We start from the raw sequence: 16,479 nt of genomic DNA, 5'->3' as shown, positions 1-16,479 counted from the left end.
AAAATCCCCAAGCGAATTTCGCTTGGGGATTTTCATGCTATTTCAGCTTGTGGACACGCCTAAGCCCTTATTTAAAGTGAAACCGCTACGATTTAGAAACAGATAGCACGAGTGATGATAACCAATAAAATGAAGAGTACTAGGATGCTTCCAACGTTGTTACCACATCCTCCAACAACTGGACCACAATGATTATGATGGTGTGCACCACCTACAGGGAAGTGAGAATTAGCTCCGCCAGAAACGTTCGCTGCATAGTTCATTTTTTCATCTCCTTTTTATTAAGGTACAGTATCCTATGTATATTTGCGTAAGTTGTTTAGGCTATTAGGAAAATTGTGTGTTTGCACATATTTGCTCTATGCCCGCACCTTTCCTGCCTGGTCACGGCTTTTTTCCGATACTTTCTAAGCACTTGTCCTTATGTATAGGCATTAGCCGAAGTTAAATACCACGGTAACAAATACCCAGTCACATTGGTCCACAGGCGCATAACTTACAGAGTACTCAACAAGAAGGAGGTGCAGGAAACAATGAGTGGTTGCGTTGGCGGAATTGGTAGAGATAACAATGTAGGAGCAATCTTGGTTCTTTTCATCCTTCTAGTAATCATCGCTTGTAGCTTTGGCTTTGGCGGTGTTGGCGGCTTCGGTGGCAAATTCTGTTAATTCAAATCTGATATGTAACCTCCATGCATTCAGACTTGAACGTGCCTTTTAGACGAAAACGAGGAAGACCCTTTAATGGGTCTTCCTTGTTTTTGTGTCTTCATTATTTTGCATAAGTCCTACCCAGTCCGATATTCTCGCTAATGTAGGCGTTATGTAGTAGAATAGTGACACTATTCCTAAAGAGGTGTCCGAATGTCCATTAGTTTTGTTTCATCGATAATAAGCAGGTTAAAAAGAGAAATTGAACAGCTGGAGCAAAGCAGCAAATCCGATCAGAAGAAAAAGGATGGCGCGCAAGCAAAACTAAAGCAATTGCAAAGGGATATTCAAAAAAGCCTGTTACCAAGTGATTTGAGCAATAAAATGACTCGCATCGAAAAGCTAAATGTTGAACTTAGCGAGATAAACAAACAACAACTTCTACAAACTAAGCAACTTGCAGATAAAAAAGCGGAGTTGCAAAAGCATATCTCTAAACAAAAATAATAGTTAACCAGCAATAGACGACTGGTCAAATCGTAATAAAAATGGCAAACTGACTAGTCGTCACTAAACTGTATAAGAAAAGAAAATCTTACATACTGGTCTATTACAAAATAGCCCTATACCTGCTTCTTCACATTCATAAGTAAATAGATCAAAAAAGGTGCCCCGATAACTGCTGTAAACACCCCCGCTGGAATGTCCCTTGGTGAAAACATTGTCCTGCCGATTAAATCTGCTGAAATAAGTAAAATGGCACCTACCAATGCCGCACATGGCAACAAAAGAGCATGTGAGCTGCCTACTAACCTACGAGCTAAATGGGGGGCCATAAGACCAATAAAGCCAATCCCACCAACAAAAGAAATCGCAGATCCCGCTAATGCAGCTGCTACTCCGATAAGCAGCATACGCTGACGTTGTAAACGCGACCCGAGTGATATCGTTAACTCATCTCCAAGTACCCCGATATTTAATTGACGAACCATAAATATAAGCACAATCGTAAGTGAAACAAACCAGGGTAAAAAAGAGTAAATATTATGCCAACTAGTTCCGTACACACTGCCTGTTAACCATACTTGCGCTTGACTTGTCAAAAAAATCGGACTGAATATAAGAAATAACGTTTTACAAGCTTCTAATAATGCGGCGACACCTAGACCAACTAAAATAAGACGAAGAGGTGAAACTCCCCGCTTCCACGATGCTACATAAATAAAAAAGGTAACTGCTACCGCACCAGCAAATGAAAACAATGGCATCCAAACAATGTTGAGCGATTCATTAAAAAATGCTAGAAACACAACTGCCATCATTGAAGCTCCACTTGTAACGCCAACTACATCAGGAGAAGCCAGTGGATTTCTAACGACACTTTGCAAAATGGTTCCAGAGAGCGCTAAGGCAGCACCAGCTAAGCCAGCAAGTAACAATCGCGGCATCCGAAACTTCCAAATAACCGTATTTTCAGCGGAATCCCCTCCCCAGCCGGATACAAATAAAACTTCAAGTGTCTTGAATGGAGCTATTACTAGTGATCCCACACTCAAACTAGCAACGGAAAGTATAAACAACAACGATAGCAATCCTATCCATGTAACCGCGGCTGTTACTTTACGGCGTCGATTCCGTTCAGTCAAAGTAGATTTAATCTGCCCAGTGTCTAACCGATTCATTTCAGGAACAGCTCCCTTCTAGCCAAGTAGATAAAGAATGGTGCTCCAACAATAGCTGTCATTACTCCTACTGGCACCTCGCGTGGGAATGCGATAAAACGGGCTCCTAAATCTGCAGACAGTAATAAAATTGCACCCAATACTAAACAATACGGGATAATCCAACGATGATCTCTACCAATTAGCCCTCTTGCGATATGCGGAATAACAAGACCGACAAAACCAACAGGTCCTGCAATCGCTACTGCTCCTCCTGCCAAAACTACGACGACTAGTAATGAAAGAAGTTTAAGTGCAACCGTATTTTGACCTAATCCAACAGCGGCATCTTCACCAATAGCAAACACATTTAAAGCTCGACCCAAAAATAAAATAACGATAAACCCTGTTATAAGAAATGGCAGGACAGAGGTAATCAAATTCAAACTTTTGCCTTCCACTGAACCAGCAAGCCAGTATAAAACATCACTTAATGTCCGTTCATCTATGACAAGGAGTGCTGATGTAAAAGAAGAAAATAATGCCGCAGTGGTTGCACCTGCGAGCGTTAACTTAAGCGGCGTCATCCCCTCTCGTCCAATAGAAGAAATAACATATACAAATATAGAAGCTATAATTGCCCCTGCAAATGCAAGCCACATATAGCTTTTCTCTGATGATATGGAGAAAAACGAAACACCAGCTACTATAAAAAATCCGCCACCTGCATTGACACCTAATATGCCAGGAGACGCCATCGGATTTCGAGTTAAAGCTTGCATAATAATGCCCGCACCAGCAAGAGCCGCACCTACGAGCAATGCTGCAACTGCACGCGGAACTCTAGCTTCGCGAATAATAATATGTTCATTTGAACCATCAAACGCCGTATATGCTTGAATGACCATTTGCCATGTTGTATTCGTATAACCAAATAGCACACTTGCTCCGAACAGAAGAAAGACTAAAATAATCGCTAGGACTAACCCTATTATTTTCCACTTCACTGTGTGCAGCATATCTGTAGTAACTCCTATTCCCGATAAAACCTGGAAAAACAGCCCTAATTACAGGGCTGCTCTCCAACTTCATCCTATTATTTTTTCAACAAATATTTTTGCAAATCATCTAACATCAAATTAGCAGCTAAAATTCCACCTGATGAGTTCCATACTCCGTCATAAACTTTATGTACATTTCCGCTTTTTACAACGTTTAAGTTTTTCCATAGTGCATCCTCTTGCCATTCTTTTTCTGCTTGAGCAGCTTCGCCTTTTTCATTGTCATAAGCGAAGTAGAAGAGAACGTCGCCTTCCATATCAGGAATACGCTCCTTGCCAACATCTTCAGAGAAAGCAGCCTTATCCTGTACAGCTGGACGTTTTAAGCCGATTTGCTTCAAAATTACACCTGAGAATGTATCATTAAAGTAGAGCCGTACAATTCCACCTGGGTTAAAGCGGACGATTGATACTTGTTTATTAATGTCATCACCCAGTTCAGTTTTAAAATCTTCTGTACGTTTCGTGAACTGATCTATTTGCGCTTGTCCATCTTCTTTTTTGTTAAGCGCTTCTGCATAAATTTTGTAGTTAATTTGCCAGTCGCCGTTTAATCTCTCCGAGAATACAGTAGGTGCAATATCGGATAATTGCTCGTAAATTTTTTCTTGTCTGAACTTGTTACCCAAAATCAGATCTGGTTTCAAAGCAGCGATTAATTCTAGATTTGGTTGATTCTCATCCCCTAGCAACTCTACTCCACTAAGTTTGTCTACCAAATGCTGATAGATTGGATCTAATCCCCATGCTCTTACAATACCTACAGGCGTAATACCTAAAGATAGAACAGCCTCTGTTCCTTCATTAGTAAGAACAACGATACGTTTAGGCGTTCCTTTTATCTCAGTACTTCCCATTGCATGCTGAACCGTATAAGGGGTTGTATCAGTAGCTTCTGCACTTGGCGAAGCACTTGCAGATGGTGATGCCGCTGGCGAAGCTGTAGCATCGGCCCCTTTGTTATTAACCTTTGACCCATCGCCACATGCCGATAGAATAAAGGTTAACGCTAGAATCAATGACAAAATAGACAAATAATATTTCCTTGTTTGTGCCATGACTGCTTTCTCTCTCCCTTTAACTGATAATAATTATTATTTTCATTCATAATGTTAGTAGAAGTCCTTCTGGATTCCAATATCTTAAAATGCCCGTTTTATTGTCTAATCGTACCACTTTCATCTACCTTTATCGTATTTCTACTATTATCGACTATGTTCATCCAACCCTGTTTCTGTCGCAATAGGACACGCCATAGAAACACCAGACTAAATAAACAAATGATTGCAGCAACATAAAATGGACTGCCATACCCGCTATTTATAACGATAGCTGAAGCTAGTAGTGGGGCTAGCAATTGCCCAATATTTTGAAAAGATACGATAAAACTGTAGTTCATATGAAGCTTGTCAGAACTGCTTGTCGAGAAGACAACCACCTCGAGTGCTGCCTGAGAAAGGATCAGAAATACACCAAACATGCAGCGGCTGGCAATAAGTGAAACAATACTTCCCTCTATTCCCTGCAAGGCAAGTGTAACGGCTAATAAAGACAAACCGATCATTAATGTTGCTCGCAACCGCTGTGGAGCACACATTTTTTGTACAAGAACAAAGGAGAACACTGCAATTGCATTAGGTAAAAAGTAGAGTATACTCTGCTCAGTTAACGATAGTTGCCAATACTCACCTGTAAATATTGTAAAATATGGCCTTACCATATTGACCGCTAAGTGAAACCCAAGCAAAGTAATACCCAAATAAATAAGCGGAAGCTTGTCAGCATACTTCCGGCTACCCTTATCCTTATGAAGAACAGCTTGCTTTTCTACCTTCTTCTTCAAAGTAACACCGCGCAGTACAAACCAGCACAACAGCAACTGTAAGATATCAGTTACACCAACCCAATAAAACAATACGAGCGGATTTGCCATGTTGATCATTCCTACACCCGCTATACTCGAAAAGATAATAGCTGTATGGTAGACCGCATGGTAGCTTCCAGCAGAAGGCGCTTTGTTTTCTGGGCCAGCTACTTCGATTAGAAGCGGGTAGACCAGCATGTAGCTACTCTTGAACAACAGCAGTAGCACAGTTAACATGACAAATTGCTCTGCACTAGACGCGGTAGCAAGGAGAGCAGTGCATATTGCAGTGCCCCCCTGACCGATAAGAAGCAATCTTTTTACACAAAATTTCCGCGTTAATAACCCCCATAAAGGTGAACATAACACTACCGTCAAACGGCATACGAAAATATAAAAACCTGTATACGATAAATCATCAATGTGAAACACTTTTTGAAAAAATTGAGGATAAAAGGGAGACAACATCACCTCGCCAAAAATGCTCAAAAAAACACAAGCGAGCAGCGACGATTTCACTACTTTGCTGGAACTTCTAAGCCCCGATATCACTGCACACCGAACTGTTGAAAAACGTTGTGATTCGTAACGGGATAAACGACTCGGTCGGCTAAATCATTAATAATGGTAGCATTTCGATGAGCACCAAGACCAAGGTCAGGTGCACCAATGCCATGCGTATGAAGTTCACCATTTTGAATATAAATGTTGTTTTGACCCTTAACTTTATCTTTTAAAGCAAGACGATATTGAGCATCTACTTGATATCGTCCCTGCCCATCCCAATTGATGATCGGTGTTAGACTTTCGAGACAATGTGGTGTTATTTGACGGTATCCCGTTGCTAAAATAACTTGCTCGCTAGTCAAACTAAACCACTCCTCTTGTTCCCATTGCCAGCAAGAAAGCCGATATCCCGTTTCCCCATCTTCGTTAAGCGCTATAACTTCCTTCACCTCAGTTAATGGACGCAGAGAAATTTTTGGTCGTTTCCCGCAACTAGTGGCGTGGTAAAGCTCATCATAGATGTCTGCTATCGTTACAGCACTTATTCCTTTGTAGAGCAAATGTTGCTGACCCAATATGCTATCTTTTTTGGATGCAGGCAAATCAAAGAAATACGATGTATAATCAGGCGAGAAATGTTCCAATCCTAGCTTAGAATATTCCATTGGGAAAAATCCGCGAGACCTTGTGAGCCAAGTCAGCTCATAACCATATTCACTTTGAGACTTCAGCAAATCGTAAAATATTTCCGCTGCACTTTGTCCAGAGCCAACTACTGTAATACTTTTCGCATCCAAGCACTGCTTGCGACGCTTCGTATAACTTGCAGAATGGAACATCGTCTCCGAGAGCTGTGACGAGAGTGTTTCCCCAACATGCGGTACATTTCCTACGCCGAGAACGAGATGACGCGCATAATATATCGCCTCTTCCTTTGACTCCGCATGTTGGACAACAACCTCATAACAAACTCCATCCTTTCGTGTTACTTGTGTAGTACGAACAACTTGTTGTCCGAATTGGCAACTCGTTAGCTGCTTTGCAACCCACTGACAATAGTGATTGTACTCTTGCCGTGGAATATGAAACTTCTCAAAGAAATAGAAGGCATATAACCTTCCTTCTGCCCTCAAATAATTCAAATAACTATACGGACTTGTTGGGTCAGCCATCGTAACGAGATCAGCCATAAAGGGAACCTGCAACGTCGTTCCGTCAATTAACATGCCGCCATGCCATTCAAACTCTGGTTTCTGCTCGAAAAATAAAGCTTTTACCGCACATTCATCCGATCCTTGCAATAAAGCAGCGAGTCCTAAATTAAACGGACCAATGCCTATTCCGATTACGTCATAGGTTACATCAGAAGGAGCTAATCTATCAGTCATTATCATTACCGCTCCCCCGAAAGTTTTCTCTATTACAAAATAGAAGCAATGCCTGCTTATCTGGCAACGTTATGGTCTTCTGCACTTCGAAGCCACATCTCTTAAAGATATGAATCATTTTGTCATTCCTTATGTCTGGCTCTGCAACAATACGATCCGTTTCCTTGTGCAGAAATAAGAAAGAAACCATCGCCTCCAGCATCGGCAGCGCATAGCCGCGCCCAATATATTCTGGTGGACCTATTAACAAATGAACGCCTTGATCCGCAACTTTTGGTTCGTAACAACCCGCTATCACATCGTCAACCGCCCAATAACATTCCCAATAACTCATAGGTACACCATCAATCGAGCCGATATATAGTGTTTGATGAGTATCTAATAGGAATGCTTCTAAGTGTTGCCGATAGGCTTCACGAGAAATGGCCAAATTCCAATAAGGTTTCACATGGTCATAATGTTGCCATTCATACAGTCGCTCGAAATCGATCTCACTTTCTACACGTCGAAACGAAATAACGCATCCGAGTTTAGGATGCATCATTTCGAATACGGTGGAACTTCCCACATCTTGCTTTATTGTTTTATCGGTAAACATAGCTGCTCTCCTCTGAATAAAGCGGATTAGGGATAGATACATAAACCGATTGCGTCTCCATTGCCCCTACCAGCTCATCCATATCATACAATCGAGTTAACAAATTTGCTTTACATGGCAAATGTGGCGATGTTAATAAGCTGCTTAGAAATTCGGAAGGCTCACGGTTTTGAGGAACAAAACGTTGTAGACGCTCACGAAGTTCTTTGAGTAATATCGATTCATCGATTAAACCTGCCGTACCAAATCCATTAATGACACCAAACATATGATTAAATATTAAATAATAACGAAGCCGTTCATCTGCAACACTGTCTTCACAAACCGTTTCACTGACACTCCCTATTCCCGGAAGCAACGTATTTAGCGTGTTAAAAGTAGACTTACAGAAGTAGTAGCCCTGATTATCACGATAATAGAAACTCGAAGGATAACCATTTTCTAATTTCACAACACTATTTTGTTGATGAGCCTCCAGTGCAATACCATAACGTAAATATAACCAGACGATCGGTTCTAGTGAAACATCCAAGTAACGTCGGAACCAGTCCAAGCTTACCTCCACTATAGGTCGTTGCTCCTTCTCAGCAATCGTATGGATCGTCTCTCCAATACGTGACCTCGTACCAACAACAGGGTCTTGGAACAATGAAGCGACGACTATCGCATCTACTGCATGTTCACCCCGGAACGGGTTGTCTCGCAAAACGACCTCAAAACCAGATTCATCTTGCCCATCAATATGCACCGTCAAAAAGGCTGGATCACATAAAATTTGAAATTGCGGGTACTGATTTCGCAAACTACTTCCAAGTGATGTTTCCAATAATCTACTAACTTCCACGCCCCGTTCAAGTTCTTTATATTTGTTCACTCGAAGGGAGTTTGTAATTTTAACGGGGATAGATCCTTTTACCATAAATTCAGATTCAGCCTGATAGACTGTTCGCATCGATGAAGTTGCACTATATTTGTGACCACTTGCTCCGAGATAAGTAAGCTGATCGCCCTCTAATAATTGTTTTACCTCTTCTTGACGCAGCAACCACATCGCTTGCAATGGGTGAATAGGGATGAGAGAATAATCATCTTCTTGGCAATAATCAAGTACAAATGAATCCTCTTCACCACACTGTTTTTTTAATTCTTCTTTAACCCAATTAGTAGCTGTAACAGCTTGCAAAGATCCTTCTTTGATAATCGATTTATGTGCACGGAAATAATGAAGCTGGAATTCCCCCTTTAGCTCTGGATCGTAAAGACCATGCAGTCCCTCAGGTATACCTTGTCTACTCTTCGGTACAGGATGAATGAGATGTCCAAGCAGCAATGCTTGCTCCGCTTCAAGGAACGTCGTGTTTCCTTCATACAACTCGCTAGCATCCCACTCTCGTCCAAGAATAAAACTTTCCATATACGCACAACTTTCCATTACCCGCTCCACTAGCTCATCTGGTTTCGCTACCAAGCTAGCTTCCAACGATAGTTGTTCTGAAAGCGAGCGAACAACAAACACATAGTCAGATTCAACTGCTTCCCCTTCTGAATCGTTAATAGAAAAGACAGGGAAACGGAAAATATGCCGACCCGTTGGTGATTTATAATGAACCCCGACATAGAAGGTCACATTCAAATGGATAAGTTCAAAACGAATGTATTGATCCGCTTTAACCGCTAGATGAATAGGATCTGGTATAACATCAGATGATGCGTTAATCCAATCAAACGGACCTGATTCACGCAAATAACAATTCAAGAAGCTTTGGATAGTTGCTTGTTCAGCTAAACGTTTTGCAGCGTTCATTCTGTTTCTGCCCCTCTTCTATTTCATAGTGACTACCAATTCCTTTGACCTGTTCCAAGATAGCTTCCAACTGGTGGAGCGTTGTTTGTGGATTAAGCAACGTAAATTTCATACAGGCTTTGCCTGCTACTTTTGTTCTAGCAAGTACAGCTATCCCATCAAGCAATAAAGTATTACGAATATGTCCGTTTATTTCGTCAGACCATTGCTCGTAATCTCTTGATGCTGGCAATTGGTGAGGAACATAACGAAATACAACCGCATTAAGAGAAGGCTTATGCAGAAGCTCTAATGAAGGGTCCTGCTCAATGGACACTGCTACATTGCTTGCAAGTGCAATTGTCGTATCGATAATAGAGCCAAATCGCTCTACTCCAACATGTTGCAAGGACATATACAACTTTAGAGCGTCGAAACGTCTCGTTGTTTGAAGTGATTTTCCGACCAAATTGGGTGTATGGCTCTGCTCCGATTCGGGGTTTAAATAATCTGCATACAATTGCATGTATTTGAAGTCTGATTTCTCTCTCAGTAAAAACGCACCACAACTAATAGACTGATAGAATAGTTTGTGGAAATCTACCGTTATAGAATCCGCATACTCAATTCCGTCTAATTTGTAGCTGTGCAAAGAGCTCAGTTTCAGCGCACCGCCATATGCTGCATCTACATGTAGCCACATGTCGTACTTTCTAGCTCGCTCAGAAAGTGATTTCAACGGATCAATACTTCCGAAATCAGTTGTACCCGCAGTAGCCACGAGAACAAACGGAATCAATCCTTTTTCCTCTAATTCCATTAGCTTACGATCCAAAGCTTCAGGACACATCCGATAATCGGAATCTACTTCTACCGTTACAACTGCTTGATGACCAAGGCCAAGGAGGGCAGCAGATTGAGAAACGGTAAAGTGGGCAACCTCCGAGCAAAGCATTCTGAGCTTAGACGCCTCAGGAGGCAAACCTTGCTTCTGTACATTCCAGCCCAAATGCCGTTCAATTGCAGCATCCCTTGCGAGCAGTAGACCCATCAAATTAGATTGTGTTCCACCACTCGTAAAGACACCATCCGCATGATGATCATAACGAAATAGATCACATAAAAAGGAGATCATACCTTCTTCTACAAATGTGGCAGACATACTCTGATCCCACGAGTCCATCGATTGATTTGTCGCTGCAATGATAACTTCCGCCGCAACAGATGCAATAAGGGGAGGACAATGAAGATGAGCAATACACGCAGGATGAGTGACGACAGCTGAATGACGAAGGATGGATTGTCCCACCTGCTGAATAACCGCATCCAGCGCTTCACCAGTTGCAAAGGTACGATTCATCCCCTTTGCCAGCTCACTTAATACGAGTGGTGATTCACCGCTATATGGTCGATCTAGATTTGCAAAACAAAAAAGAATCGTTTCTTGTGCAGCTTGAACGGCCTCCCGGAATGCCGATTCACTTTCCGGCGACCCATCAAGGAAAAGAGGGGAAGCAAATGAAGTCATGAAAGAACCTCCACAAGCTTCGATATGATCGCCCGCTCTGATGCCGTTACAGCATCATGAAATATAGCTATAATGTCATGAACTTGTTCATCCGTAATTATTAATGGTGGCAGGAAACGTACAACGCTGCCATATCGTCCTCCAAGCTCAACAATTAAACCGCGGGACACACATTGTTGTTGAATCATTTTGGCAAGTTCCGGGTAAGCAGGATAACTGCCTAGATGATCAGGGGTACCCTCTTTATTAACAATTTCGACCCCTATCATTAATCCCTTGCCGCGAACTTCGCCAATACAGGATGTATCAGATTTCACGTTTACCAATTGGTACTGAAATAAGTCGCCAACTTTTTCAGCATGTTTATCGATTTGATTTTGCTTAATAAACTGTATCGTAGCAATTCCAGCCGCCATCCCAAGTTGGTTACCGCGGAATGTTCCAGCATGTGCCCCTGGTTGCCATTGATCCAGCGACTCGTCATAAATAATGACTGCGAGTGGAAGACTTCCACCAATCGCCTTCGACAAGACCAGTACATCCGGCGTAATATCTGCATGTTCAAACGCAAACATTTTCCCAGTACGTCCAAGACCAGTCTGGACCTCATCTATAATGAGAGGGATTTCCCGTTCACATGTCATACGTCGTATTTCACGAAGCCATTCAACTGGTGCTGGTATAACTCCGCCTTCCCCTTGCACAACTTCAATAATCATTCCAGCCGGTCTCACAATCCCGCTCTCGGGATCATTTAAGACATGCTCCATATAACGACTGCCTATCCGATGGCCTTCATCCCCTCCGACGCCGAATGGGCAACGATAGTTGTAAGGATAAGGCATGAACTGAACATCAGGCATAAGATTAGCGACGTGTTGCTTTGGGCTCAAATTACCTGTAAGACTTAGTGCTCCGTTTGTCATACCATGGTATCCCCCGTGGAATGACATCATATTGCGTCTGCCAGTTGCCGTCTTCACAAGCTTAATAGCTGCTTCTACACCATCTGCTCCTGTTGGTCCACAGAACTGTATTTTGGCTCTATTCGCAAACTTAGAAGGCAAACATTGAAACAACTCTTCAACGAACTGTTGCTTCATCGGCGTCGTTAAATCTAACGTATGCAGCGGAAGACCACTTCTTAATGTCTCCTGCATCGCTTCTATGACGACAGGATGGTTGTGCCCGAGTGCCAATGTTCCTGCACCGGATAAACAATCGTAATAACTTTTTCCATCTGCGTCCCTTACCATTATTCCTTTAGCCCAAGTTATCGCAATCGGAATTTTCCGAGGATATGAACGTGCATTCGACTCCCAACTAGATTGGCTATTTAAATAAAAGCTATTCCCCCGCTCCATCTTCATCCTCCTTCATCGTCCTATATAGACATCGGGTTTCGAACTTTATGTTTGCGCAATTCCGTGTCGGCAAACAATCGACGTTTGGCTAACTGCTCCAACTCATTGTGTGATGTAAATAGATCAAACAATTGGAAACGATCTTGCAAGTGTGTAAACCGCTCTTGGTAATCCGATATGACCCGTCTAGCTTCCTGCCAAAATTCTGACTCTGAAAACTGATAATGATCTTCCAAAAAGATGGCGAACTGCCCTAAATTAATAAAGAAAAACGCACCTAATACAAGATCTCTAATATTGTCCGTATCGGACGTTTCGATAAACGAGTTACGATTCACTCTAGCATGTGCCTCTGGTGTTTCTAGTAACCTCGGACATATGCTTTCATCAGCAAGATGCGTTCGTGAAAACCGAATGCCGTCATGGAAGTCTTTCAACACAATACGAGTCGGCCATCCTTTTTTGTGAACGAGCATCATATTTTGTGCATGGGATTCAAAAGCAATGCCGTGGGCATACAGTAAATGGATGATGGGGCGAATACTGCTCTCAAGCAATCCGTTAACCCAATTGCGTAACCCATACTGACGAATCCAACGATCCACATATGGTTTTCCATCAATGTCGCGAGCACATAGCGCAGTGAAAGTAATCGCTTCTTCACCTGCAACTAATTTCGTGTGTATGCTAGATCGCCATATACAACCCAATGATCCATAGGTTGCAGCCGAAGTTTTACCCGAAGGTTCATAAGTTACACCTCCAAATTCCTCAAGAATCGATACTCTTAATTCCTGTGACAAATACGTATCCCCTTGGACAATCGCTGATAGCCAGTCCGATATGATTGGTGCATTCATAACCGTATGCGGCGCAAGTACACGACCTGTAGATGTGTTAACGATATTCATGGACAATTTCGTATAAGCTTTGGTCGGTGCAGAATAGTTTGTTAGTGTACGGATGGATTGTTGCGGACGATAGTAGTCTAGGGATTCACCCAAATATATGATTTGTTTGTTATGGAGTTGTTCATGGTAGTGAGGGATGATGTGGTTACTCCATTGCCATGGATGAACAGGCATCCAAATATAATCTTGAGAGGAGACGTGCGCTTGATGTAGTTTTTGCCTAAAGTTATGCCACTGTGATTCTCCTAATTCAGCCTTTAACCAGCACTCCCAATCCAAGTGAGATGAACAAACCGCAGTAGCTCCTTCTTTATGGAGGGCAATCCAGATGGGAGATATATTATTTTTGAACTCAGGACCGTATGCGTACTGATCATTAATAGTAAAGCCTATTCTCGATTTGTAACTTGGATGGTACAAATGTCCATCCATAACATCGCCTTCAAGATCATCGTAACTGCTTGCTAATAGAGATTCCCCACGCTCCACACGGAAATGCTGGGCTAACGTATCATTTAATAGTGTCTGCTCAAGCTCACGTACAAACATCGCAGATAACTTATGGTCCGCCCCAATAGTATGTTCAATATCACTAACGAATTGAGCAAGTGAATCTACCGGAACAGTTATTCCATCTGCACAGCGTATTATCCACCTATCACTTAACGTAATTCTTCCAAACGTTAATCTTCTTTTACCCCAGCACGTATATATAATTGGCTTATTCGACTCATCCTGAACACGTATCGTAAATTCAGTTTCCTCGCCATTATCCGCTATATCAGCATGAAGCACACCTTCAAATAACAATGCTTCTACTAGCTGTTTAAATATTCGTTTCTTAACTGCTGTATATTGCTCTGATAGGAGCGCACTTTCCGCGGTCGATTGCGTAACTATTGCTTTCATATCTATCACTACCTTCCACTCTTAACCTACATATGAGATAGTTTGCTCGGAATTTAGTACAAATCCAATCTCGTACCTAACCCTTTAAGTTCTGCCTCCATATAAATGCGCTTCGCACAAGCAATGTCTTCAATTGCCATACCCATCGGGTTCAAAATAATAATTTCGTCATCATTCTCACGTCCTGGCTTACGGCCAATGATGATTTCCCCGAGCTCTGCATGCAGTCCTTCACGAGAAAATGATCCTTCCAATACAAGCTGGTTAATGATCTTTTTCTCACGATTAGACTGATCCCAATCATCTACTACTACTTTGTCTGCTAATAGAAACACATCTTTTTGAACATCCATAATCGATACATTGCTTACAAAAGCACCTTTAGGAATCCACTCAAAAGGAATATATGGCGTATCCGTAACGGTACATGTCACAATGACTTCCCCGCTTCTAATGGCTTCTTCTGCACTGTCTGCAACTTTAAAGTCGACACGATTAAATTGCTTACTAAGTATAGAAGCTAGCTGGACAGCCGCTTCTTTATTTACATCAAACAAAGTAATCACTTCGATAGATTCGAATTGTTGCAATAAGGAATAAAGTTGTGCTTTCGCGATGTAACCACATCCTAAGCACGTGACGAATTGGAAGCCACTCTTAGCTAGGTGACGTGCAGCAACTACTGTTACAGCAGCCGTTCTCATACTGCTAATAAGTCCAGCCTCCATGACAGCTATTGGATAGTTGCTTTCAGGATCATTTAATACAATAATTCCGCTTGCACGTTCAAGTCCCCGCACAACTGGATTATCATGTTTGCTCCCAATCCATTTAATACCCGAAACCGCATCGTCTCCAGACAGATGAGCAGGCATCGCTATAATACGGTCAGCAATGTGACCATTACCATCTTGTGTTCGTAGATACGGTTTAAGCGGCTGCACATATTTCCCTTGTGCATGTAAAGATAATGCATTCGTTATAGCTTCTACATATAAAGTGGAAGAAGAACCGCCAACCTCCACAATCTCTTCCCTACTTAAATACATGAGTTGCGGTCGTTTTTTCGCAGCAGTCTGTTCAATAGTTACATTTGCATGCACAACTGGTACATTCATTGCCCTAATTTCCTCCCTAATCATTCATATTTGGATGCAATAGTGGCGTACCAATCATCGTCATATACAAGATCCATGTAACGATCCCCACGATCCGGCAGCAATACAACTATGCGTAATGGTCGATCTAATGGTCTTGGCAGTTGCGGAAGCAACGTTTTGATAGCTGAAACGACTGAACCCGAGGAGCCACCAGCAAAAATACCTTCATACATTAACAAGTCACGGCATCCATCGGCCGAGTCGCGATCATTCACGTGAATAACACGATCAATTTCGTTACGATTTAAAATTTCCGGAACTCTGCTTGCACCAATCCCCGGTAAATCACGTGAAGCTGGCGGACCGTCAAAAATAATCGATCCTAACGCATCAACAGCTACCACTTGAAGATTCGGAAATTTCTCCTTCATACGACGAGAAGTTCCCATAATACTACCTGATGTGCTAACACCAGCGACTAGTATATCCGCATAATCAAGCTGATCTACAATTTCCGAACCAGTTCCCTCATAATGAGCTCTCCAGTTATCGTCGTTAGCATATTGATTAACCCACATACTATTTGGAATTTTCTCAAGCAATTGATGAACTCGTTGAATACGGGTTATTAAATATCCACCCTTTTCGTCAGGCTCCGTCACCATCTCGATGTTCGCACCCATTTGACGAATAATTTTTAGATTGGTAGAAGATATTTTGGGATCAACGACGCAAGTAACAGCGAGTCCATACAATCTCCCCATCATGGCCAGTGCAATCCCTAAATTACCTGATGTGCTCTCCACAATATGAGTATTCGGTTGAATCGTCCCCTTCTTTAAACCTTGTTCAATAATGTAGCGGGCTGGACGATCCTTCATACTTCCTCCGGGATTCATATATTCCAGTTTAGCGATAACTTCCACATCTAATTGTGGGAAAAGTCTTCCCAAATGTACGAGTGGTGTATCCCCAATACATTCAATAACGGATTGTTTAAACGGATAAGTCTGTAAAGTAGCTTGCGACTGTAACATGGACTATGACGCCTCCTTTCACGCATTAGTTAATAATGAGTATCATTATCAATCTACATCCATATCTTATCACCCTATTTCCACATGGTATATTATCCGAAAAGATACTAATGGTTAT

Annotated in this window: 15 protein-coding genes; 2 read left to right on the top strand and 13 right to left on the bottom strand. The window is 42.0% G+C overall.

What is annotated here, in order from left to right:
* Positions 1-92: 92 nt before the first annotated feature.
* Positions 93-263 (bottom strand): hypothetical protein, encoded by a 171-nt coding sequence (locus tag I6N90_RS20105; protein WP_197937598.1) that lies wholly within the window; start codon positions 261-263, stop codon positions 93-95.
* 270 nt (positions 264-533) lie between these two features.
* Here I6N90_RS20105 and I6N90_RS20100 point away from each other — a divergent pair, with 270 nt between their 5' ends.
* A complete protein-coding gene (locus I6N90_RS20100; protein WP_197937443.1) occupies positions 534-668 on the top strand; it encodes a sporulation protein YjcZ in 135 nt (44 codons plus the stop codon).
* A 195-nt stretch (positions 669-863) separates the two neighbouring features.
* Positions 864-1,157: a hypothetical protein gene (locus tag I6N90_RS20095; RefSeq protein ID WP_197937442.1), complete on the top strand. Its 294-nt coding sequence runs from the start codon at positions 864-866 to the stop codon at positions 1,155-1,157.
* A 116-nt stretch (positions 1,158-1,273) separates the two neighbouring features.
* Here I6N90_RS20095 and I6N90_RS20090 read toward each other — a convergent pair whose 3' ends face one another.
* From I6N90_RS20090 to sbnA, 12 genes are all read right to left on the bottom strand, one after another.
* On the bottom strand, positions 1,274-2,332 hold the full coding sequence (locus I6N90_RS20090) for a FecCD family ABC transporter permease (protein WP_197937441.1): 1,059 nt from the start codon (positions 2,330-2,332) through the stop codon (positions 1,274-1,276).
* A complete protein-coding gene (locus I6N90_RS20085; protein ID WP_197937440.1) occupies positions 2,329-3,330 on the bottom strand; it encodes a FecCD family ABC transporter permease in 1,002 nt (333 codons plus the stop codon). Before I6N90_RS20085 ends, I6N90_RS20090 begins: the two co-directional genes overlap by 4 nt.
* A 77-nt stretch (positions 3,331-3,407) precedes the next feature.
* Positions 3,408-4,430: an ABC transporter substrate-binding protein gene (locus I6N90_RS20080; protein WP_197937439.1), complete on the bottom strand. Its 1,023-nt coding sequence runs from the start codon at positions 4,428-4,430 to the stop codon at positions 3,408-3,410.
* Positions 4,431-4,528: 98 nt separating this feature from the next.
* Positions 4,529-5,755 (bottom strand): MFS transporter, encoded by a 1,227-nt coding sequence (locus tag I6N90_RS20075; protein ID WP_332262480.1) that lies wholly within the window; start codon positions 5,753-5,755, stop codon positions 4,529-4,531.
* A gap of 29 nt (positions 5,756-5,784) precedes the next feature.
* Complete coding sequence (locus I6N90_RS20070) at positions 5,785-7,131, bottom strand: lysine N(6)-hydroxylase/L-ornithine N(5)-oxygenase family protein (protein WP_197937437.1); 1,347 nt, start codon at positions 7,129-7,131, stop codon at positions 5,785-5,787.
* The gene (locus I6N90_RS20065) at positions 7,124-7,675 is read right to left on the bottom strand and encodes a GNAT family N-acetyltransferase (RefSeq protein WP_197937583.1); all 552 of its coding nucleotides are present in this window, start codon (positions 7,673-7,675) and stop codon (positions 7,124-7,126) included. Before I6N90_RS20065 ends, I6N90_RS20070 begins: the two co-directional genes overlap by 8 nt.
* Positions 7,676-7,715: 40 nt before the next feature.
* Positions 7,716-9,533: an IucA/IucC family protein gene (locus I6N90_RS20060; protein ID WP_197937436.1), complete on the bottom strand. Its 1,818-nt coding sequence runs from the start codon at positions 9,531-9,533 to the stop codon at positions 7,716-7,718.
* The gene (locus I6N90_RS20055) at positions 9,508-11,040 is read right to left on the bottom strand and encodes a pyridoxal phosphate-dependent decarboxylase family protein (RefSeq protein WP_197937435.1); all 1,533 of its coding nucleotides are present in this window, start codon (positions 11,038-11,040) and stop codon (positions 9,508-9,510) included. Before I6N90_RS20055 ends, I6N90_RS20060 begins: the two co-directional genes overlap by 26 nt.
* Positions 11,037-12,404, bottom strand: a complete 1,368-nt coding sequence (locus I6N90_RS20050; protein WP_197937434.1) for an aspartate aminotransferase family protein — start codon at positions 12,402-12,404, stop codon at positions 11,037-11,039. The genes I6N90_RS20055 and I6N90_RS20050 overlap by 4 nt, the downstream gene beginning before the upstream one ends.
* A 20-nt stretch (positions 12,405-12,424) precedes the next feature.
* Entirely contained in the window at positions 12,425-14,224 is a 1,800-nt protein-coding gene (locus I6N90_RS20045; protein WP_197937433.1) for an IucA/IucC family protein, read from the bottom strand.
* Between the two features lie 53 nt (positions 14,225-14,277).
* Entirely contained in the window at positions 14,278-15,273 is a 996-nt protein-coding gene (sbnB, locus tag I6N90_RS20040; protein WP_232243204.1) for a 2,3-diaminopropionate biosynthesis protein SbnB, read from the bottom strand.
* A gap of 89 nt (positions 15,274-15,362) precedes the next feature.
* Positions 15,363-16,361, bottom strand: coding sequence for a 2,3-diaminopropionate biosynthesis protein SbnA (sbnA, locus tag I6N90_RS20035; protein ID WP_197937431.1), 999 nt, complete (start codon positions 16,359-16,361; stop codon positions 15,363-15,365).
* Between the last annotated feature and the right edge of the window lie 118 nt (positions 16,362-16,479).

It is taken from the genome of Paenibacillus sp. GSMTC-2017 (assembly GCF_016019935.1).
In the GTDB taxonomy this organism is placed as follows: Bacteria; Bacillota; Bacilli; order Paenibacillales; family Paenibacillaceae; genus Pristimantibacillus.
This window is presented reverse-complemented; position numbering and strand designations above follow the sequence as displayed.